The organism is Cylindrospermopsis raciborskii Cr2010 (genome assembly GCF_003367075.2).
GTDB classification, from domain to species: domain Bacteria; phylum Cyanobacteriota; class Cyanobacteriia; order Cyanobacteriales; family Nostocaceae; genus Raphidiopsis; species Raphidiopsis raciborskii.
Map to the genome: position 1 here is coordinate 1171103 of NZ_CP065936.1, position 22816 is coordinate 1193918.

The window sequence follows — 22816 nt, forward strand, 5'->3', positions numbered from 1 at the left end:
TGGAGTATCTTGCTAAATCTATAGGAGTACGCTACTCACCAGAGCTTACCCAGCGTGCCACAGCCCGCCAATATGCTGCTAAAGGGATCTGATAAATTTCTATAAATACCCAGATCACAATGGCTAGATGTAGCACAAAGGTCAACAAGGTCCAAATATAAGGTATCCAAAACAGCATGGGACTTGAGGGCAAATAATAAGCACTTATACCAATCAAGAATGTAGGAACCATGACAAAAGCTATCCCAGCTACAGCATAACCCCACCCCAACTCCATACCTTCTATTTGTCCTTGACTCCAATTATAACCATTCCAATGCCATATTAGGGGAGGTTGTCGGGAAGGCATCTTGACCTGCTGTGATTGTAAGTTGACCGTAAAAATTTCTTGACAAAAGTCACAAAACATTGCTTCCATTAAAGGCATGGTCTCAATTTTACCAACGCGACAGGATGGACATGGGTATCTTTGATTAAAATTTAAAGGTCTAGAGACAATTGGTAAATCCTTCATCATACGCCCTCACAAATTATTAACCGCCTTATAAAGATCCCAATCCAACCAGGTCAATAGGAAATGCGATCGCCTGCATTCCTGAGCTATTTCAAGGCCCTTAACAAATTATCTTTAGCACTTTCTAAAGCTTGTGGTAACTTACTAGCATCCCTACCTCCAGCTTGAGCAAGATTGGGTTTTCCACCACCTCCCCCACCACAGAGTTTTGCTATATTACCAACAAACTTACCAGCTTGCAAACCTTTTTCATTAACATCAGAACTAAATGCAGCAACTATACTGACCTTTCCAGGTTCGGGAATGGAAGCTAAAACCACTGCTCCATTGAGAATTTTTTGCAATAGTCTTTCAGCAGCATCCTTGAGGGATTCTGGATCAATATCGGTCATTTGTGCCACAATAATTTTATGTTCCCCTACTACCTGGGCGGTTTGTAGTAAACTGTCAGATTTAACTATAGCTAACTGGGACTTGAGATTTTGAATTACCTTCTCATTGTGGCGAAGTTCAGTTTGTAAAATGGTGATTCTATCGGGAATTTCTTCCGGTTTGACCTTAAATCGGTCACTTAGGTCCTTGACCACCTTATCGCGGACATTTAAATAGTCCAAAACTGCTGCACCTGATACTGCTTCTATTCTTCTGATTCCTGCAGAAACTCCCACTTGAGAAATAATTTTGAAAACCCCAATTTCTCCAGTGTTATTCACATGAGTTCCTCCACATAACTCCATAGAAACACCAGGGAAATCTATTACCCGCACCTGGTCACCATATTTCTCCCCAAACATGGCCACCGCACCTCTAGCTTTCGCTTCCGGTAATGGTAATATCTCTACCTGAGCTGGATGTGCTTGAGAAATCCAAGCATTTACCAGATCCTCCACCTGTTGAACCTCATCTTCAGTTAAGGATCTAGGACAGTTAAAATCAAATCGCAATCTGTCAAATGAAACTAGGGAACCTGCTTGAGAAATTCCTTCATCTACAACTTTCTTTAGTGCAGCTTGTAATAAATGAGTTGCCGTGTGATTAGCTTGGGCGCGACGACGATTACCAGTGTCAACTTGAGCAGTTACACTGTCCCCCACTTTCACCGTACCCCTTTCTATTTTGCCAAAATGAATAAAGAAATCCGATTCTTTTTTGACATCTTCAATTTTGATTAAAAGTCCGTCACCGGAAATGTAACCTTGGTCTCCAATTTGTCCACCAGATTCCGCATAAAATGGGGTTTTATCCAGGACAATTTGCACGTTAGTTCCCACTGGTGCTGTTGCTTGAGCAATACCCTCCACTAACAAGACGGCAATTTTGGCTGTTGTAGCTAATTGTCCATAACCAATAAACTCAGTAGAATGAATATGTTCTGCTAGTTTGTCTAGGGAACCCTGGACTGTTAAATCAATGGTTTCGTGTGCAGCTTTGGCACGTTCTATTTGCTTGTGCATTTCTGTATTGAACCCTTCAACATCCACGCTTAGATTTTGCTCTTGGGCAATTTCTTGGGTTAGCTCTAAGGGGAAACCGTAGGTATCATATAGGGTAAAAGCACTTTCCCCAGAAATGACAGTTAAACCCTGTTGTTTTACCTCTTGAATAATTTCCTCCAGTAGTTTTTCTCCCCTGTCCAAAGTTTTTAAAAAGTTACCTTCTTCCCGTTGTAGCTCAGCTTTAATCACTGCTTCCCTTTGGCGTAAATGGGGATACACAGACTGGGAAAGGGAAATTGCCGTTTCTGCAACTTGATTGATAAATTCTCCAGGAATTCCTATTAATCTTCCATGTCTGACAACGCGACGAATCAAGCGACGTAAAATGTACCCCCTACCAACATTGGATGCACGAATGTCATCGGCAATCATGTGTACTACAGCCCGCACATGGTCACCAATAACTTTTAGGGAAACTTTGGTATTTTCGTCACTGTCATGATAGTTAATTTTGGCGATTTTCGCCGCAGTTTCAATAATGGGAAAAATCAGATCTGTTTCATAATTATTGGGAACTTTTTGGAGAATTTGTGCCATTCTCTCCAAACCCATGCCAGTATCAATATTTTTATTTTGCAAGGGTGTGAGGTTACCGGAAACATCCCGATTATATTGCATAAATACCAAGTTATAAAACTCGATAAATCTACTGTCGTCTTCTAAATCAATGTGATCATCTCCCAATTCTGGGTGAAAATCATAATAAATTTCTGAACAAGGACCACAAGGACCTGTCGGACCAGAAACCCAAAAGTTATCGTCAGCACCCATCCGCTTAATGCGTTTTTCTGGGACACCTACTTGTTGTTTCCAAATATTAAAGGCCTCGTCGTCATCTTCAAATACACTAACTACTAATCTTTCTGGAGGGAGTTCAAAAACCTGTGTGGATATTTCCCACCCCCAAGCAATTGCTTGTTCTTTGAAATAGTCACCAAAACTAAAATTGCCTAACATTTCAAAAAATGTGTGATGGCGTTTTGTCCTTCCCACATTTTCAATGTCATTAGTACGAATACATTTTTGCGATGTAGTAGCTCGTTTAAATTCTGCTGCGCGCTGTCCTAAGAATATGGGTTTAAACGGCAACATACCCGCAATTGTCAGCAGCACTGTGGGATCTTCTGGTACTAGGGAAGCGCTGGGGAGGGGTTGGTGTTGTCTTTGGGTGTAAAAGTCAAGGAATAGTTGACGAATATGGTTACCGCTAAGATACTTTGATGACATGAGGTTTGATAAAATCTATTTCAGTTGATGGGGCCAATATGACTAAGTGGGTGGGTGGAATTAAATATAAGATTAACGTAGGTTGGGTTGAAGTATGAAACCCAACACCCGCACGGGTCTCGTTACTCGACCCGTCCTATAAATAATTGTGCCTCCCTACTTATCCTATGTTAATCTTATTTGATTGGTTAGTGGTGCTCAAGCAATCAATTTTTTGCACTCTTCCACATCCAATCTATTTCTCATAGCTTGAACTAGATTTTGGTAGGTCTGCCAATTTTGTTCCAGCAAGTTTTTCGCTTGTAATAAATGAAATCTTTGTTTCTGTTCAAAAAGTGTTTCTTGAAAACCTAGGACTGTCAAAAATTGATTTAATTTGGCTTTATCATCACCACCACCTTCTGCGGATTTAAAAACCAACAGTTCTGCTGCTATCCCGGCCATCCAGATAGTACAATATTTTTCCACCATAGAAACTCCTATTTTTCCTCGCTCTAATTGGGGAGCAATCTCATCGTCTCCTAAAATTATCCCTCCTTGTCCTGGTTGTCCAATTTTCCATGCTTCCCATGCGCTTAGGGTGTATCCTGTAACAGTGATTCCTGATAGATGGGCGACTAAAAAGTGTCCCGCTTCATGATAGATAATTCGCTCTTGATAGGTGGGGGAAAATCTCGCTAACCAATCTAAAAATATGGTTCCTCCCCTTCCCTCAAATCCAAAATTATCTAGGGTGGCAATTCCTAGGAATCCTAATATGGTTAGTGCAGGAATGGTGGGTGACAGGTGGATTAGTGGACCTAATAGGGTAGACAGGGTCATCAAAAAAACACAGATGGCTATTAGATTAATGGCGGTTTGATTCATGGTGCTAACACAATGGTTTATAAAAAAGAGTTTATAAAAAAGGGTTTAAGTGGGGAGGCACAATTATTTGTAGGATGGGTTAGGGTAACCCATGCGGGTGTTGGGTTTCATACTTCAACCCAACCTACGTTCATCTTATATTTAATTCCACTGACCCACTGATAGAAAAGAAATCTATTTGACTGGTCAATTCCAAAACTGCCGAAAATCTTCATCTTCATCGCTTAACTTCACCCATTCCAAATTCAAGGATTTTAATTTCTTCACTAAATAATCACAAGCTGGACGCTCTGTTGCATAATGACCAGCATCAATTAAAATTAACCCCTGATCTCTACTCTCTTGAAACTGATGGAACTTACAGTCAGCAGTTAAATAGACTTGAGCTTTTGTTTTTACTACTGCGGAAATAAATCCAGCTCCGGATCCCCCCAAAACTGCTACTCTCCATATTTCTTCCCCAAGATTACCATGGGGTGAAAAAATTAGTCTTGGTGGTTTTAGTTTGGCTTGAATTATTTTCAGTAGTTCTTCTAGTTTTATAGCTGGATCTAATTTGCCTACTCTACCATAGCCTAAACCTAATTGTGTAGGGACTATGGGTAACACCTCTTTTAAATCTAAAATCTTACTTAAAACATCCGCCGTTCCATCCCCTACTTGATCAAAGTTTGTATGGGCACTATATATACCTATATTGTGGGTAAAAGCCAGCTTGAGGATTTCTCCTACTGGTTCCCCAACCTGTATGGATTTGAGTGGATGAAAAATCAGCGGATGATGGGCAAATACCAAGTTCGCTTTTAAGGCGATCGCTTCTTTTATTACTGCCAAGGTAGGGGTCAAACAGACTAATACTCGTGCCTTTTGTTCTAAAATTCCTGGTTGGATTTGCCAACCACAATTGTCCCAACTTTCGCTCCAAGCTGGATTTGCCCATTCTTCAAACCAGGTAATTAAATCCGCAATTTTCATCTATTAGGTTGAGGTTGATATAAGTAGGTGAGTGGAATTAAATATAAGATCAACGTAGGTTGGGTTGAAGCATGAAACCCAACACCCCCATGGGTCTCGTTACTCGACCCATCCTACAAATAATTGTGCCTCCCTACTTAGCTTTAACCGGAAATGTGAACCACTAACTCCCTATTATGATTATACTGACGGTGTTCCCAAATGTAAATAGCTTGCCATGTGCCCAAAACTAAATTCCCATTGTTAATGGGAATACTTTCACTAGTACGAGTTAAGACTGTTCTTATGTGTCCTGGCATATCATCTGGTCCTTCCGCATCATGTATGTAGTATTTACCTTCCGGGACTAGTTTCGACATGAAATTTGCCAGATCTGTCAACACATCAGGATCGGCATTTTCTTGAATAATTAGACTTGCTGAGGTGTGTCTCAAAAATAAGGTACAAAGTCCAGTTTTCACCCCGGATTCAGTCACTAGGGATGCTACCTTAGCTGTGATATTCTGAAATGATTTACCTGTGGTAGGTATTCTTAGCAACTTTTGATAATGTGTCATAGACTGCTCTCTTGCAAATAATTGACTACTGCTTTGGCCAGGGTCTCATTACCATTCTTGTCTATGGGTTGTGATTGTTTCGGTGGTTGAGGTGATTCATACAGAAAATCCCAGTGTGCACCAAACAATTCTGGGGGTGCAATAATTTGATGGTGATGATAATTTTCAATTCCCTCTAATAAAAAGACCCCTTCAGCAAATTCATCACGAGGTATGGTGACAATGGGTACTCCTGAAAGTATGGATTCAGCAAAGGTACTATATCCCGGTTTAGACACTACCTTACCACAAATTGGCATGAAATCCACAGGACGATATTGGCTATTGCTCGTTTTAATTAAGTTGGGTAGATCCGGTGCTTTAGCGTCAGCAGTGATAAATTGCCAATCGGGAAATTTACTAATGTTGTGATATGGTATAGCTTGTATACCTAAACCTCCAAATGTTAATAAAATGGTTTTTTCTGGTGGGGTGTTTATTCCCCAATAGCTGCGTATTTCTTCTGGACTGAATTTGGGAGACCCCCCAGTTAAACCTATATCTATCACCTGGGGAAAAGCTGACATTGGTTCATGAAATGGCAATCGCCACAATAAGTTACTCTCATGATACCAATCTCTAATCCAGTGAGCAATTTCCGTGAATTCTCCCCCCCAGTCTTCATAAATAAAGTCCCAGCCAAAGTTACTAATCATCCAACAGGGAATATTCGCCGCTTTAGCAAATCCCGCTGCTAGAAAGGGAACATCTGCTAATATTAAATCAACCCGATTTTGCCTCAGAAAATTCACTTCCCTGGCAATTAGTGAGTTTTGCTGCTTTTTAATTTCCCTCAGCTTTTCTAAGGTTGCTGTTTTATCCATTGTTAAACTGTCAGCTTGAATCACACCTACATCAAATGCTACTTGTCTCCAGATAAAATCTCCCGAAATATAGGACTCTAACAACCATCTGGGTGCATTCGTAGCTAGAATTAGGAGCACATCAGGACACAATTTTTGAATTGTTGCTCCGATTGATGCACTACGAGTAGCATGACCAAATCCATGATTAGTAATACTTATATATACAATTGGTCTTTTCATATTAGTTAGTTTATGCTTGTGTAAACTTTTGGATGGCTACTATTAATTCATCCATTTCTGATTCTAAGGTCAAGTAATGAATACTCACCCGAATGCAGTTGGGGTTAGCAATTGTCCGGGTCAGAATTTTTGCCCCTGGGAAGGAAGATTCCAGATATTGGACTAATTTGCTACTAGGCTGATTATTGGTCATTTGAAAGGAAACTAAACCACTTGCAGGTGGGGAATCTTTTAAGCATTTGATGTGAGGTAATTCTGTTAGTTTTTGCCATAGATAGGCGCTTTTATGACAAATTTGTTCATACCTTTCTTCTCCTGTTCCCCATTCATTATGTGTGGCGATCGCCTCTCTTAAACCACTATACAATGGTACTGACAGGGTGGAAACTTCATATCTTCTACCATCCGGTTGCCAACCTATGGGTTGTGCTTGTGAATTGGTAATTACTCCATCTAAACCAATAAAAGTCGGATGTAATTGTTCCCTAGCTTGGGGATGGACATACAAACCTCCCACACCTGCAGGACCGCATAACCATTTATGTCCAGTAAAAGCATAGAAATCTACCCCCAGTTCTGTTAAATTTGTTAGATTATTTAAAGGGAGAACTCCCACAGACTGGGCTCCATCCACCAACAACAAGCAATTATTTCCCCTACTGGGTTCCTTACACAACTTGACTATTTTGTCAAGAGGTAAAACTTGACCAGTATTCCATAAAACATGACTTAAAACCACTAGTCTGGTGGAAGGTCTTAGATTTTCGGCAATAACACTAACAGGGTCTCCCAAGTTCAAGGTCTTCATTAGGGGAAAGGTGGAAACTTCTACCCCAAATCTCCGACTAATTTCTTTAGCAGTCCCAATTACTCCCGGGTGCTCACAGTCGGAAATTAGTAAGTGGTCTCCCACTTGCCAATTGATTCCCCACATACTAATGTTACAGCCAACCGTGACATTCCCTGTGAGAGTAATAGTATCTTTTGTTACTCCTAAAATAGAGGCGATCGCTTCTCTGGTAGACTGCATTTGAGGTGATATCCAGCTATAAACCTCAGCTCCAAAAGGTCCCATTTCCTGGATATATTCTTGGGTGCGGGTGACAGCATCTATTGCGCTTTGAGGCATTGGTCCTTGTCCCCCATAATTGAAGTAAATCTTGTTTGTGAGAGCTGGAAACTTTTGGCGATGGTGATGCAACATAAAAGTACCCGTTAAAACGGTTCTAGGAAAGGTTAGGGAAAAAGTTAATTTAAGTCTAATTTTAATTTAATGATCATTAATGCTGAACTTCTCCTTCAATATCAACGGTGTAAACGAAGATCTTTCTTAGATGTTCACGGCGATTATCAGCAACGTGATACTCCCCATGAGCTGTTGGTAAAAATGCAGCAAGACAAGATTACACACAGGTCAAACGTGTTAGAACACTTGACCTACAATCAACCTGACTATCCCCCTCGGAACTGGGAAATGGGAGCAGCAGCAACTATTAAGTTAATGCAGCAGGGGGTTAATATGATTTACCGAGGAGTGTTGTTAGCAACTTACGAGGATAAGTATACCTTACTCAGTTGTCCGGATCTACTGGTTAAACAACCAGGGAAATCTAGTTTGGGAGATTGGTTGTATGTACCCGTGGATATTCAACTAGGTAAACGTCCTAAACAAGAATATCAAGTGGTAGCTGCTTTTCACGCGGAAATTGCGGGAGCTTTACAGGAGGTAATGCTAGCAGAATGTTGGTTGGTGTTACGCAGCAAGGAAACAACTTATGCGGTGGATTTGTATAAGTGGAGACCACAAATGTTAGATATTTTGGCGGACTATGTTCAAGTAATGAGTTCACCAGAAGCACCTGAAGTATTTATAGCTAGGCAAAAATGTAATCTTTGTCACTGGTATAACCAGTGTTATAGTATTGCTCGAGAGCAGCAGCATCTTTCCCTATTACCGGGAGTGACACCAGTTCGTTATAATTATTTACGAAGTAAAGCTATTAATAGTTTAGATTTGCTTGCAAAAACCCAACCTAGTAGTTTAGAAAATGTAACTGGGTTTGATTCTAAGATAGCGTGGAAGTTAGTAGTACAGGCCCAGTCCGCATTAAGACAAACCGCTTTAATGTTACCCGAAACAGTGGTAAGAGGAAATCTAATATCTAATGTGGGCATTGAGCTGTATTTTGATATTGAAGCTCAACCGGATTTAAATTTGAATTATTTATTAGGGGTTTTAGTAGTTGATATAGAAAATAAGCAAGAAACCTTTTATTCATTTTTAGCCACAAAACCCGAAGAAGAGGAATTAATTTGGCAGCAATTTGTGGATCTAGTTTGCCAATATCCCCACTCTCCTATTTATCACTTTTGTAATTATGAAGTAGAAACAGTAAATAAATTGGGGAAACTTTATGGCACACCTGATTCTATAACTAGGATGATTCTCACTCGGTTTGTGGATATTTATGAACTATTAATTGAAACCGTGGCCTTGCCAATAGAAAGTTATGCACTCAAGGCGATCGCCAATTGGTTAGGATTTACATGGCGAGATCCCAAAGCAAATGGTGCCAAATGTATTTATTGGTATGATCAATGGTTAGAAACAGGCGATCGGGAGTTTTTAAAAATGATTCAGGTTTACAATGAGGATGATTGTTATGCTACCCGTCGGGTAAAAGATTGGTTAGTTACCTTTACCAAAGATTTTTTGCTTTAAAGCTAAAGTGCGGGGTCGTCCCGTTGTCCCTGAAAAACCTAAACCCTCGCGGAATATTTCTGGAATATAAAATCTGGCAATTTCATCCTTATCCTTATCTTCATAAATTACACCTATTTCTTCCAATACTCTGATAGTATCCTGGTCAGCTTTTAAGTCTTGCACATCAAAAGGAATTTTCCTTTCTGTTAATGAAGATAGTTTTGTGTCTACCCAGGTTTTGAACCGGGGATATTCTTCCTTCACTTCTTCGACTTTCTGCTGACTACAAGGTCGAAGTGCTTGACGAATTGCTTGGGGTGGTAGCAATCGGGTAGAAAACCATTTTTTTGAGGTTTCCTTTGAGGTATCCAATGTACGACCGGTGGCAAAATATAAAAAGCGAATTATATCTCTAGCTTGCAGATTACCCTTAAAATCAGTTAACGCAGCAAATATCCAGGAAGCTGTATTGGCCTCCTTTGATTTATCAGAACCTAACTTCTGTCCCCATAATTTTTGTAATTCTCCCTTTAAATCTTCTGTACTTAAATCATAAATCCTGTTTTTGTCTGCATTTATGACTCCAGATTCGCTACAAATCCAATAGACCAGACGGAGAAATGAATCTCTATCCCAAGATAAATCATAGGAAGAATAGCGATTTTCAAACTGTGCTAAATTTTGAGTAATAGTATGCTTGAGAAAGTCCCGGCGCAAGAATATAATGACCCCTATATTTGCTTTTCTAATTTCTGAAATCTTTGTGGGTATGTCATCAATTAAAGCTTTTAGAGCTTTCCTTTGTTGAGTATCGGTATAAATATCTGGAAAAATATTTTCCAAACCATCGAAAAGAAATACAATATTTAATTTTCTTTCTTTTAATTCTCGGTCTATGGCCATGAGAGTATTATGACCACTATCCAAATTAATATCAATTGACTTGGCAATAATCTTACTAATCCAAAATTCTGTCCACTTTGATTCATTCCAGTTTTCTTCTAGGGACCTTTGAATTTCATCAGTGTAGTTTGAGTGGCTAAATTCTAACGTAGTTTTCAAAGCTGATCGAACTTCCTTCCTGGCCTCGTCAATAATATTTTGAGCATCAGGTTCAACATACTGACTTTGAAGCAAAGGAAATATATAAGTTTTGTTTCTCGGTTCTTCATGATTTTGACTACCATCTACACGATGTAAAAAACTTTCCCAATTCCTAAGCCGTGATAGATGTATATAATTAAAAGTCTTTCCCGATCCTTTAGCACCAATACATAAAACATTCGGTAATTTATCCGAGAAGTCAGTTGCCAAATTTCGTAGAGGTTCTATAATCAATAAATTTTCTCCTTTGCCAGTTTCTGCATATCGATATTTCTCACATAAGTCTCTGATTTTTTTCAAATCATCTAACTTTTTATTGAACAAATCTTCAGATAAAACCTCTTGATTATTAGCATTATCAGCAGTTATCAACTTTGTTTCTGCCCATTTTCTAGCATTCTTCATTAATGTAGTCGCTGATAGTCTTGATCGAGCTTCTTCCCAACTATTAACATAGAGTAGTTCTTCTGCAAAGAAAGCCTCAATAATTTCCAACCTTTTGCTATAAACATCTTCTGTATCTTCCGGTTGAATATAATTTTGGTAAAATCCATCCACGGCATTTTTATAACGGGGTGAATCTATAACTTCCTGCTTCAACATATTAATCAATAACCATGGATCATAATATTTCTCATGTTGTATATCCGATTGTGATGGTGCTACTTTACCGATTTGTTGTAAAACTAGATTAGTACCACGAATAGACTGTTCGCTAATGGTGGTAACAATAAACCTTTCAACTCTAGGATCAAAGATTATTGGGCTAGATATCTCACTTAGTCCAGCTCTTAAATCAATAAATACATAATTTATGTCAAGCTCTTGACCTAAAAGATTGATAGCATTACTGTACTCCCAAACTCCACCAGCACCCCTAACTAAATGTTCTGGTAAGATTGGTTTATCTAACAACTGCTGGTCATTTAAACAAGCAGGCAAAAAATACACTTTTGATCTGTCTTCATTTATATGACTACTTAAATTTTTTTTCAGTTTTTTAGCAAATAATGATAGTGTCTGTTCTATGGGTAGGTGAGAATAATGATAAACTTCTAAAAAGTCCAGGAAACAAACTTCTGGATTCTTGACACCATTCCAATAGGTCAAACCTGGTGCTTCTAAATCAGCATCAATAACCAAGATATTTATTGGTTGATTTAATTCCTTAGATCTCTCCAGTAATGCCAAAACATAGGCTACCAAATTTAAGGTTCTACCTACACCACCTTTAAAAGAATAGAAAGCTAATAATTCAGTTTTATTTGTTTTTGTTTGAGTATATGGTTCTGGTAGATTAATTCCACTCTTTTGTAAAGTCTCTATTTCCGGTAAGTAGGCAATCTCTTCCCAAAAGGGACGGATCTCAATAGGATTAATCTCTATTTCCTCCGGTCCAGTAAATTCTACCGGTAACTTATCATCTCCCATATCCAGTTGAATTACTGATTCTTCTTCTAAATACCAATCGCCAAACCACTGTTTGACAGTACTTTTGGCACTTTTGGCGGATTCTTTATCATCAGTAATTCCTATTTCTACAGCGTCAGAAAAGCAGTTAACTCTGACTATACCTTTATTTATCAGTTCCCTGTCACGTCTAGTTTCCTGACGAATCCTTCTTCTCACATCCAACCATGTTAAAAATCTGTTCATAGTTTTGCTAATCTTTTTAATCTTTCAATTCATTTTGAATCCATTTTGATATTTTCAACAACCTATCTTCAATATCTTTATCTGTGGCAACTTGAATTCTATTAGCTTCTACTATTCTAATTACTTCTGCACCATATCGCCACACTTGGTTGATTTGTCCACTATTTATTTTTCGGTCAATAGGATTCCCCTTGGTATCTACTATTTCGCTGATTGATATTTTTGGTAACTTTAATAGTTCACCAGACCACACCTTGTCTAATAACTTATTAATGTCATGCTGGCATTCTGTGATATCCTGACAGAGATCAGTACGATTTTGTCTTTGCCTTTTCATTAGGACTGCTTTAAGTCCACATTCAACGGCATAAAACAAATTTAACCGGTGAGCATTATTTTTGTGTATGAAAGTGGCCTTTTGATAAGCGAAAAAGTGATCACGCCAAGCTTTCTGCATCTCACGCTGCGTGAAAATTATTGCCATTGAGAATGACTAATTGAAATTCCGATTTTCATTCTACCATGGTAGTATCTATAAATGTTAAATGTCGTTACAAAATTTTACATAGTTAGATATAAGTAGGGAGGCGCAATTATTTGTAGGATGGGTCGAGGAACGAGATACATGTGGGTGTTGGGTTTCATACTTCAACCCAACCTATGTTCATCTTATATTTATATTGTTCATCAAGATGATAATGCAGCATACAAGCAATTTGGTAATGCTGTAACAGTTTAGATACAATGATAAACAACTGACAAAGACTGAGAATTTAACGACTCAAACTCTGGCGATATTTTCATGAATAAGTTAAGCATAGGAGAGACAAATACAGCGAATATAGTAGGTAAAAAAAGTTGTGCGATCGCAAACCTATCCAAGGAAATGCGATCGCATTTTGCTTCTACCTGGTGAGAATTTAGGTTCTGAGCTAATCTAACCCAAAACAGTTTGTAGTAATGGCTGATCACCATTTAACTTACCAGTTCTTAACCACTCATCCATTTCATCTGGTCGGTTAGATCGGGTTAATTTTTCTCGTAAATAACCACCTTCCAAAATTTCCCTTTGTAATAATTCCTGAGCAATTTCCTCCAATAAATCCCTATTACATTGCAAAATACTCAATGCAATATGATGAGCATTATCAACTATCTCCTTCACTTCCCGATCAATTTCTTCAGCAACATGGGGACTAATAGCACGACGGGGATTACTATAACCTTCTAAAAACTGCTGTTGACTTTTCTCAAAAGCTACTGGTCCAAGCTTATCACTCATACCATACAAAGTCACATATCTTTCCGCCAAATCTGTGGCTTTTTGAATATCATCAGATGCACCAGTAGAAACCTTCCCAAACACAATTTCCTCCGATGAACGTCCACCCAATAAAGTAGCAATCCGTCCACGAATTTCATCTTCTACCATAAGAAATCTATCTTCCTCTGGCATTTGAATTGTGTAACCCAATGCTCCCACACCCCGGGGAACAACGGAAATCTTCTCTACCTTACCTGCTCCTGGCATTAAGGCCCCAATAATAGCATGACCAACTTCATGGTAAGCAACCGTTTTCTTCTCCAATTCATTTAACACACGGGAGCGTTTTTCTAACCCAGCAATTAATCTTTCAATAGCCTCGTTAAAATCTACCATTAGAACAGCTTGACGATTATTTCTCGCTGCTAATAATGCAGCTTCATTAACTAGGTTCGCTAAATCTGCACCAGCAAAACCTGGGGTGCGAGTCGCAATAATTTCTAAGTTCACATCTTCTGCTAATTTCACACTTCTAGCATGAACCTTGAGAATTGCCTCTCGACCTATTTTATCTGGTCTGTCTACCACAATTTGACGGTCAAACCTCCCGGGACGACGTAATGCAGGATCTAAAACTTCAGGACGGTTAGTAGCAGCAATAATTATCACGCCTGTATTAGCGTCAAAACCATCCATTTCTGTCAATAATTGGTTTAGGGTTTGTTCCCTTTCATCATTACCACCTACAAAACCACTAGCTCCACCCCGAGATTTGCCTAGAGCATCTAATTCATCAATAAAGACTATACAGGGAGCTTGTTTTTTGGCTTGTTCAAATAAATCTCTTACCCTAGCAGCACCTACACCTACAAATAATTCAATAAATTCTGACCCAGAAATACTAAAAAATGGTACTCCTGATTCACCTGCAATGGCTTTTGCTAATAAGGTCTTACCTGTTCCCGGTGGTCCCACTAATAATACACCTTTGGGAATTTTTGCTCCTAAGTTTGTGTACTTACTAGCATTTTTTAAAAAGTCAACTATTTCCTCCAATTCCGCTTTGGCTTCATCAACACCTGCAACATCGGGAAATTTCACACCGGTGCTACCTTCTGAATAAATTCGAGCTTTACTTTTTCCCACAGTTAATGCAGCAGGTCCCCCTCCCTGACGACTCATGAGAAAAGCCCAAATACCAAAGAAGATTAAGGGAGGTGCAACCCAACCTAAAACTGTACCAATCCAGGCATTTTCATTGGGGGGTGGGGCGGCAAATTCCACGTTATTTTCTCGCAGAATTTTCGGTAGGTCTAAGTCTATGGCCACTGGTGTGGTTCTAAAAACCTGCTCCACAATTTTTCCTTCGGGAGTTTGGGTTTTAATCGCATATTCAATCCGGTCTCCTCCCACAATTGCTTTATCTACTTTACCAGCTTTTACCTGATTAATAAAATCACTGTAAGGTACTTGTTGTAACCTAGGTCCCAAAATGCTGGGAACTATTAAATTCAACAGTAATAAAATGGTCATTAAGATTAAGAAACTTCCGCCAAACTGTCGCAGTTTTGGCTTTTGCATCTGGTTCTTATTGTTAGTTTCTACAGGCACGATAATTTACCTCAAAAGTTTGATAATTGATTACTTTATGGTTGACTTAACAACTTGATAAGTAGGTAGGCACAATTATCTTATATTTAATTCCACCCACCCTCTTAGTTGAGTAATTGCTAATTGGTTGATTAACCTAGTCATGAACTTAATTAACTTAATAATAAAGCAAATAGTCCACACAAAGCAATACCGTCAAATACTCCCGCACCACCAATACTTAAAACGCCCTCACTCATGGATTGAATATCTTTAAGATGTAATAGGTCAGCACCAATAACAGTGCCTAGAATACCTCCCGCAAATGCTACGGGAGCCCCTGCATGAGGGGCTATTATCATGGCTGATATAACCGCAGTTAGAGGAGCTAATAACGGATTCATTTGAATTCCAATTCCGGGAACTATCCGAGCTGCAAAATAACCAACCACTGATACAATGGTGGTTACCAGGGTAATTGCCAACAGGTTTCCTCGGGAAATTTGGTATAACGCTAAAAGTACGGGTATTAAACCACCCCCTACGTTTAGTGCTACAACTGTAGACCGGTCTAGTCTTCTTAACGGGATTCCCCAAAATTCCCTTAGCCACAGGGTGGCAAATTCGTCTACTACTTCTATGGTGTTTTCCAGTCGGTATAAGGGAATATTGATTGTGCTAGTAATTATTACTAGCAAAAAGAGGAAGAAGGCAATTTGAGGAGAAAAACCTAACTTGGCTACGGCAATTTCTACTATGTCTACTGCTAGAGCAAACCAAATAAAGGGTAAAAGTAACAGCAACACCAGAAATAACAGTATTGAAACTGGTAGATAGATCATATCTTAATTGTTTCCCTCCTTTTTAGTTCCTGCACTTAGTTCCCGTAAAACCCACACTCTGCGAATAATCAGTTTCTCTTCTATTATAGAGACTACACAGTGAACTTCTAATTCGTATCTACCCAACCCCAAAATGGGTATCACCACACCCCTATGAATAATCAACTCTTTTTCCTGGTCAAGCTACTTCTGCTTTCAACTTTGATTTCAGCTTTGATTAAATATGTAGGTCCTATATTCTTGTTCCCACCTACAGCAGTAAATGCGCTCATGATGGTGTTGCTTCCGACCATATTCATGATATCCTTTCTTGTTTTACCCATGGTCTCAAAAAGACAAAGTTAAAGCTACAGTTCAACAAACTTGGGGAGTGTATCCGTGAAACTTGGTCAATGGATTGGTTTAATTGCTTTAGTTGTATCTCTGTACATATTATGGCAACTACGTGAAGTATTACTATTGATATTTGCTGCTGTGGTCTTAGCTACGACCCTAAATAGATTGGCCAGAACCTGTCAAAATCTGGGAATTAAACGTGGACTAGCTGTCTTTTTATCCGTGATGTTTTTTCTGGTGGGTATAGTTGCTTTTTTTTGGGTAATTGTGCCACCCTTTGTTCACCAATTCCAAGAACTGACTTTACGAGTACCTCAAGGTTTTGAACGGGTTAATACCTGGGTAGATGAACAAAGAAGTCATATTCCCCAGGAATTGGAACCTGTCATCCCTGATCTTAATCGTTTGATCGCGGAAGCTCAACCCTTAATTAATCGGGTTTTGGGTAATTCTTTTGCTTTTGTTTCTGGTTCTTTAGTACTTGTTCTCAATATTTTATTGGTTTTAGTTTTAACCGCAATGTTTCTAACTAATCCTGCAGCTTATCAAAAGTTATTTGTTAGACTCTTTCCTTCCTTTTATCGACGACGAGTAGAGGGAATTTTGAATCAGTGTGAGGATTCGCTAGAAAGATGGCTGACAGGAGCTTTTATCGCTGTTTGTCTGGTGGGATTGATGAGCTTAATTGGTCTGTCAATTTTAGGTGTCAAAGCAGCTTTGGCTTTGGGTGTTTTGGCAGGATTGATGAATTTAATTCCCAATTTGGGCCCCACTATGAGTGTGGTTCCAGCTATGGCGATCGCTCTTTTAGATTCTCCTTGGAAACCAATTTTTGTCCTAATTCTTTACTTTTTTATCCAACAGCTTGAAAGCAGTTTTATTACTCCTATGGTGATGGCACACCAGGTTTCTCTATTACCAGCTGTTACCCTAATTTCTCAGTTATTTTTTGTCACCTTTTTTGGATTTTTAGGCTTATTTCTAGCATTACCCCTGACGGTGGTAGCAAAAATTTGGATTCAGGAAGTATTGGTTAAGGACGTATTAGATTGCTGGGAACACCATGGTCATGATGAAGTTGACTTAGTAATTCTTACTGATGATGATTCCCAAGGGGAGTAGTCAACTCCCCTCCCTCCTCTTATGCTGGTGGCTCAACTAAATTTTCAATTCCTTGAATAACTTGAGCTGACTGGATTATATCACCTGCTTTCAGCTTATCCAAAATCTCTTTACCTTCAACCAGATAACCAAATACGGCGTAGCGTCCATCCAAAAGATTACGCCCTGCTGGGGTTAATTCTGGTTCAAATAAAAAGAAGAAAATTTGGGAAGAACCACCATCCGGATCACCCTCAGGACGCGCCATCGCTAATGCTCCAAAGGAAGAAAATGGTAATACTGGCATATCTAGATAACGTCCCGCATCTTCTAGGGTAATACCGTAAGTTGGTTGTTTATCCCCTTCGGCTAAAATCTCTAGGGGAATAGCTCGATATTTACCCGTTACAGGGTCAATAAAACCAACTTCTTTGCCTTCTGGATCTCCCGTTTGTAAAACATAGGACTCTTCAGAACGGGTGAATTTTAATCCGTTATAAAAGCCTCTTTGTACCAGATCTACAAAATTACCAGCTGTCACTGGAGCACTGTAACCATCTACTACTACAGTTAGATCTCCCTTGTTTGTTTTTATGGCAATAGTAGCACGACCTTTGAGTTGAGGTAGGTTACTAAATTCAGCAGGAACTTCAAAGGGAAACCCCTTAACCATGGATTCTTCTAATAAACTCACAAGATTGAGTAACTTGGCTCTCCCTTCCAAAACGGGGGCTTTTTGTCTAGTTTTCACTACTTCTTGCAGTTCTCCTATGCCAGATTTTAACTCCCCAATCCAAAATTCAGCTTGGGGTTGGCGTTCTGGGGGAATGCTGGTTAAGATTTGGGAGGGTCTGTCAAGAATTCGCGATGCTTGACTCAGATCCCTGGAAATCGCACCCCATCGCTTATTAGCACGTAGTTGGTTGGAAATATCCTCTAAACTGGCTTGCAGTTTGCGTACTGGTTGATTTTCTATGGGAAGTGCATATCTCAACAAAGCCTTACCATCTGTAATAGCATTCCCAGACGGTAGAGCTGCGTAGGAAGTCCACCCGGTGGTGCTGGTTCCTAAAAATATCATTCCCAGCAGTATGACTTTTAGGCTATATATTAGCCCAGACCTGATAAACTTAAACATGGAGTTTCTCAAATGCAGGAAGTAACCAACTATCCATCTTCCCATATTGGGGCTCTATATCTTCTTATGTCTTTACCGCATCCTTGTTTATTCACCAGGTCCTAATTTACGGTTACAATAAATCCCGATTGTCTTCTAATATTTGTAAGTTTCATGATCTCCAGTAATGATTTTCGACCCGGCGTTTCTATCGTGTTAGACCAGTCCGTTTGGCGAGTAGTTGAATTTCTTCACGTTAAACCCGGTAAGGGTTCCGCCTTTGTCAGAACTAAATTAAAAAATGTCCAAAATGGTAACGTGGTGGAAAAAACTTTCCGCGCTGGGGAAACCGTACCTCAAGCAAGTTTAGAGAAAATTACCATGCAACATACTTATAAGGAAGGTGATGAATTTGTCTTTATGGATATGGAAACATATGAGGAAGATAGATTAAAGGCCACCCAAATTGGTGATGGTGTTAAGTACCTGAAAGAAGGTATGGAAGTTAATGTCACCTTTTGGTCAAAAGAAGAGAATATAAAACAGGTTCTAGAAGTTGAACTCCCTAATTCTGTAGTTCTGGAGGTGGTAGAAACTGACCCAGGTGTCAAGGGTGATACCGCTACCGGGGGCACTAAGCCAGCAAAATTGGAAACTAATGCAATTGTCATGGTTCCTTTGTTTATTACTACAGGTGAACGGATCAAGATAGACACTAGAGAAGATAAATACTTAGGGCGAGAATAGGCCTTGTTGGTGAATATTACCTCCTAAAATGGGCAAGATTAACAAAATTTGTCGGTAATATTCAGCAAGCCCTAATTATCAACAATATACGTTAATAAATGTTAGCACTTACTATTAACGTCTACAATTATTTAAGTGTTTTGATTATTTCCTGTTGTCTAGTATTGACTAGCGAATAATTGTTTAGCGTCGTAATAGCGTCATAATTAATACCAATTTATCTGGTGATTGTGATGGATGGAAAAAAGAAATTTACGGTTAGGTCGAGGTAAAAAATACTGTGCCATTAGATTTTAATGAAATCCGCCAATTGTTAGCTACTATTGCACAAACTGATATTACTGAGGTGTCACTCAAAAGCGATGATTTTGAGCTGAGAGTCTCTAAAGGGGGAAATAATTTCCCTGTGTCAGCACCGGTTGTACCAACGGTGACTCAAACCGCACCGGTTCAGCTACCAGAGTCAGTTAGTCACCGAGATAGTCCTACCGGGGGACACCTAACTAATGCAGCTGCTTCTAAATTTATGGAGGTCCAGTCTCCTATGGTGGGAACTTTTTATCGCGCTCCTGCTCCCGGTGAAGCACCTTTTGTAGAGGTGGGAGACCGGGTTCGGGTAGGTCAGTCCGTCTGCATTATTGAGGCCATGAAATTAATGAATGAAATTGAAGCTGAGGTTTCTGGACAGGTGATGGAAATTCTGGTGCAAAATGGTCAACCCGTAGAATATGGTCAACCTTTAATGCGAGTTAATCCTGATTAGTCGGATTTGCCTAATTTCGGAAAGTTTCACCACACTTCGTTTGGTGAATACCCGCTAAAGAGGATAGTTTTCCTGGAAGGTTTTACGGGTTAGTGGTTGTTCTATTTCTACTCCTTCACCACCCAATACTTCTAAGGGTTTACCATTAATTTCTAGGTAAACTTTAGCATTGGGATCTAGGGTTGTAGCAGTGTAGACAACCTGACCCACCCGACCCACCATAGAAGCGCTACCACCTCCACCAGTAAAATTTTCTGACAGGTTTACATGAATTTCATTGTTCTCTATTTTCAGACTCAGCAATTTTGTACCTGGGGGAATAGTTGTTGAGTCTTTGGTTTCTTTTGGACCCTCTAACAATGTGTTTAAAGCACTTTCTAATGCTTGACCTGGTTGGTCACTAGCAATTTTTACGGGTTGAGCAACTAACTGAAAACTTTTTGCTGTTGGTTTTAGCCAATATATATTAGCCGTTTGTTCTTGACCTGTTTGGCTTGTTAATGGTTTTTGCTTTTCTATACTTTGGTTGGGGTTACCTTGTATGGGAGCATTGGGTGTTTGAGAACTCAACCACGCAACACCACCGCTTATTGCTACTACTGTAGCTGAAACAGCGGCTATTACTCCTGAAGAAATATTACGATTTGTTCTTGGTTGGTCGTTCATATATAAAACCTGCTTAACATAAAACTCAAATGGTTTATTACCAGACTTATCTCTAATTTTAGGTTGATATTTTTCATCTGCAACATGTAAGTGGGTGGGTGAAATTAAATATAAGATGAACCTAGGTTGGGTTGAAGTGTGAAATTCAACGCCCGTAAGGGTTTCGTTCCTCGATCCATCCTACAAATAATTGTGTCTCCCTACTTATAGGTTAATATGAGGTAATTTAGGTTGTTACATCTCTTTGACTAATCCAGCTTTCTAGTGTGTCTACTAGGTTCTCAATGGCAATTTCCTGAGATTCACGAGTTGCTCTTGTAACTACTTCTACCTTACCATGGCTGATGGAACGACCAGTCACTATTCTGTAGGGAATGCCAATTAGGTCTGCATCCTTGAATTTTACCCCTGCTCTTTCGTTTCGGTCATCTAATAAGGTCTCTATACCTACTTTGTTCAGCTCTGTATAGATTTTTTCGGCAATCTCTACCTGGTGAGTATCTTTCATATTGGGAATGCTAATAATGGCATGATAAGGAGCGATCGCCACTGGCCAAATTATTCCATCCCCATCATAAGATTGTTCAACTGCTGACTGGGCCAGTCTGGATACACCTACACCATAACAACCCATGACTAAGGGCTTTTCTTCTCCTTGTTCGTTGGTATAAGTTGCACCCATGGCTAGGGAATATTTTGTTCCTAGTTGGAAAATATGACCCGCTTCTATACCCCTGGCCGTTTCTAAGGTTTGACTGGGATCGTGCACCGAGCGATCGCCTGGTTTTGCTTTCCGAATATCTACTACTAGTTCGGGTAGTTTAAACTGCTCTTGCCAGTTGGCCCCAACTAGATGAAATCCGGATTCATTTCCTCCTGTCACAAAGTGATTTAATTCTACCGCTGTTTGATCAATCAGACGGATGAATTTTGGATGTACCTGTTCACGGGTAGCAATATAATCATCACTCAAATCAGGAGCAATGTAACCCAAGGGTAAGCTCTTGGTTGCCCAACTGGCGATCGCTTCCTGATTAGGCACTGTGAGACTAATTATCGTTTTGGCATGAAATTGGGGAGCTAATTTGGTCAGTTCGTTTTGTAATTTGACTTCGTTAATTTCCTGGTCTCCCCGAATGTTCACCAACACTAAAACTGTTAACCCCTGATCATAAACAGTTTGATATAAAACATTTTTCACTACTTGGGTAGGGGAACATTTCAAGTAATCACATACTTTTTCGATTGTCTCTGTTGCTGCTGTTGGCACTTTTTCACAAGTTTTAAAATTAGATGGTTCCGCATCAGCAGGTAAGGAAACTGCCTTTTCCACATTTGCTGCATATTTGCCATCCTGAGTATAGAGGACTTCATCTTCCCCAGCATCCGCTAGAACCATAAATTCTGTTGACCCAGAACCACCAATTGCACCAGAGTCAGCTTCTACTGCTCTAAAAGCCAATCCGCAACGCCGCAATATGTTACTGTAGGCTTGGTACATATCCTGGTAGGTTTTCTTTAAACTTTCCTCATCAGTATGGAAAGAATAACCATCCTTCATGATAAACTCTCTACCTCTCATCAAACCGAAACGGGGGCGGATTTCGTCTCGAAACTTAGTTTGAATTTGATATAAATGTACTGGAAGTTGGCGATAGGAGCGAATCATGTCACGGCCAATAGTAGTAATCACCTCTTCATGGGTGGGACCTAGGCCTAGATGTTGTTCCCTTCTATCAATTAAGGAGAACATAATTCCTTCCGCCTTGGTGTAAGTATCCCACCTTCCTGACTCCTTCCATAACTCAGCTGGTTGTAGTTGTGGTAGCAAACATTCTTCTGCACCTGTGGCGTTCATTTCCTCCCTGACTATCTGGGAGATTTTCTGTAAAACTCGCCACATTAATGGCAAATAGGCATAGACCCCACTACCAATACGACGGATATAACCTGCACGCAACAACAATTTATGACTGGGAATTTCCGCATCCGCTGGATCGTCCCTAAGCGTAACAAATAACTTCTGTGATAAGCGCATCATTTTTCCTTTTTGTGGAGCCTTTCAAAACGGAGAGGGGGGGATTCGAACCCCCGTTGAGTTGCCCCAAAACACATTTCGAGTGTGCCGCATTCAACCACTCTGCCACCTCTCCCCATGTTAACCTACTAAGACTTACTAAGTTAATTACTGAATACCAACTCGAG

18 protein-coding genes and 1 tRNA gene are annotated in these 22816 nt (G+C 39.6%); 4 read left to right on the forward strand and 15 right to left on the reverse strand.

Going from position 1 to position 22816, the window contains the following annotated elements; all coding sequences use genetic code 11:
- Positions 1-31: 31 nt before the first annotated feature.
- The 7 genes from C6N34_RS05345 to C6N34_RS05375 form a co-directional block, all read right to left on the reverse strand.
- On the reverse strand, positions 32-514 hold the full coding sequence (locus tag C6N34_RS05345) for a hypothetical protein (protein ID WP_115539109.1): 483 nt from the start codon (positions 512-514) through the stop codon (positions 32-34).
- Between the two features lie 86 nt (positions 515-600).
- Complete coding sequence (gene alaS, locus C6N34_RS05350; RefSeq protein WP_115539110.1) at positions 601-3237, reverse strand: alanine--tRNA ligase; 2637 nt, start codon at positions 3235-3237, stop codon at positions 601-603.
- Positions 3238-3435: 198 nt separating this feature from the next.
- Complete coding sequence (locus C6N34_RS05355; protein ID WP_057177619.1) at positions 3436-4104, reverse strand: hypothetical protein; 669 nt, start codon at positions 4102-4104, stop codon at positions 3436-3438.
- A gap of 186 nt (positions 4105-4290) precedes the next feature.
- Entirely contained in the window at positions 4291-5079 is a 789-nt protein-coding gene (locus tag C6N34_RS05360; protein ID WP_115539111.1) for a Nif3-like dinuclear metal center hexameric protein, read from the reverse strand.
- A gap of 143 nt (positions 5080-5222) precedes the next feature.
- Positions 5223-5636 (reverse strand): secondary thiamine-phosphate synthase enzyme YjbQ, encoded by a 414-nt coding sequence (locus tag C6N34_RS05365; protein ID WP_006276236.1) that lies wholly within the window; start codon positions 5634-5636, stop codon positions 5223-5225.
- A complete protein-coding gene (locus tag C6N34_RS05370; RefSeq protein WP_115539112.1) occupies positions 5633-6721 on the reverse strand; it encodes a glycosyl transferase in 1089 nt (362 codons plus the stop codon). Before C6N34_RS05370 ends, C6N34_RS05365 begins: the two co-directional genes overlap by 4 nt.
- Positions 6722-6731: 10 nt before the next feature.
- Positions 6732-7925 (reverse strand): aminotransferase class V-fold PLP-dependent enzyme, encoded by a 1194-nt coding sequence (locus tag C6N34_RS05375; protein WP_115539113.1) that lies wholly within the window; start codon positions 7923-7925, stop codon positions 6732-6734.
- 69 nt (positions 7926-7994) lie between these two features.
- Here C6N34_RS05375 and C6N34_RS05380 point away from each other — a divergent pair, with 69 nt between their 5' ends.
- Entirely contained in the window at positions 7995-9443 is a 1449-nt protein-coding gene (locus tag C6N34_RS05380; protein WP_040008294.1) for a TM0106 family RecB-like putative nuclease, read from the forward strand.
- Here C6N34_RS05380 and C6N34_RS05385 read toward each other — a convergent pair.
- From C6N34_RS05385 to C6N34_RS05400, 4 genes are all read right to left on the reverse strand, one after another.
- Positions 9411-12185, reverse strand: a complete 2775-nt coding sequence (locus tag C6N34_RS05385) for a KGGVGR-motif variant AAA ATPase (protein WP_115539114.1) — start codon at positions 12183-12185, stop codon at positions 9411-9413. The two genes, C6N34_RS05380 and C6N34_RS05385, sit on opposite strands and share 33 nt — an antisense overlap.
- 16 nt (positions 12186-12201) lie before the next feature.
- On the reverse strand, positions 12202-12669 hold the full coding sequence (locus tag C6N34_RS05390) for a hypothetical protein (protein ID WP_057177613.1): 468 nt from the start codon (positions 12667-12669) through the stop codon (positions 12202-12204).
- A gap of 453 nt (positions 12670-13122) precedes the next feature.
- Positions 13123-15060, reverse strand: coding sequence for an ATP-dependent zinc metalloprotease FtsH (gene ftsH, locus C6N34_RS05395; RefSeq protein ID WP_096545668.1), 1938 nt, complete (start codon positions 15058-15060; stop codon positions 13123-13125).
- Positions 15061-15212: 152 nt separating this feature from the next.
- Complete coding sequence (locus C6N34_RS05400) at positions 15213-15881, reverse strand: DUF1614 domain-containing protein (RefSeq protein WP_096545670.1); 669 nt, start codon at positions 15879-15881, stop codon at positions 15213-15215.
- A 378-nt stretch (positions 15882-16259) separates the two neighbouring features.
- On the opposite strand from C6N34_RS05400, the gene C6N34_RS05410 reads away from it, so the two are divergent.
- Entirely contained in the window at positions 16260-17339 is a 1080-nt protein-coding gene (locus tag C6N34_RS05410; RefSeq protein WP_057177609.1) for an AI-2E family transporter, read from the forward strand.
- A 19-nt stretch (positions 17340-17358) separates the two neighbouring features.
- On the opposite strand, the gene C6N34_RS05415 is transcribed toward C6N34_RS05410, so the two are convergent.
- Positions 17359-18456, reverse strand: coding sequence for a peptidylprolyl isomerase (locus C6N34_RS05415; protein WP_006276248.1), 1098 nt, complete (start codon positions 18454-18456; stop codon positions 17359-17361).
- A 153-nt stretch (positions 18457-18609) separates the two neighbouring features.
- Between C6N34_RS05415 and efp the strand changes: the two genes are divergently transcribed.
- Both efp and accB read left to right on the forward strand, forming a co-directional pair.
- Positions 18610-19182 (forward strand): elongation factor P, encoded by a 573-nt coding sequence (gene efp, locus C6N34_RS05420; RefSeq protein WP_006276249.1) that lies wholly within the window; start codon positions 18610-18612, stop codon positions 19180-19182.
- A gap of 280 nt (positions 19183-19462) precedes the next feature.
- Positions 19463-19945: an acetyl-CoA carboxylase biotin carboxyl carrier protein gene (gene accB, locus C6N34_RS05425; RefSeq protein ID WP_006276250.1), complete on the forward strand. Its 483-nt coding sequence runs from the start codon at positions 19463-19465 to the stop codon at positions 19943-19945.
- 54 nt (positions 19946-19999) lie between these two features.
- Here accB and C6N34_RS05430 read toward each other — a convergent pair whose 3' ends face one another.
- The 3 genes from C6N34_RS05430 to C6N34_RS05440 form a co-directional block, all read right to left on the reverse strand.
- Entirely contained in the window at positions 20000-20611 is a 612-nt protein-coding gene (locus C6N34_RS05430; protein ID WP_006276251.1) for a GerMN domain-containing protein, read from the reverse strand.
- Positions 20612-20837: 226 nt separating this feature from the next.
- Entirely contained in the window at positions 20838-22649 is a 1812-nt protein-coding gene (gene proS, locus C6N34_RS05435) for a proline--tRNA ligase (protein ID WP_115539115.1), read from the reverse strand.
- 30 nt (positions 22650-22679) lie between these two features.
- A tRNA-Ser gene (locus C6N34_RS05440) sits at positions 22680-22764 on the reverse strand.
- Positions 22765-22816 lie beyond the last annotated feature (52 nt).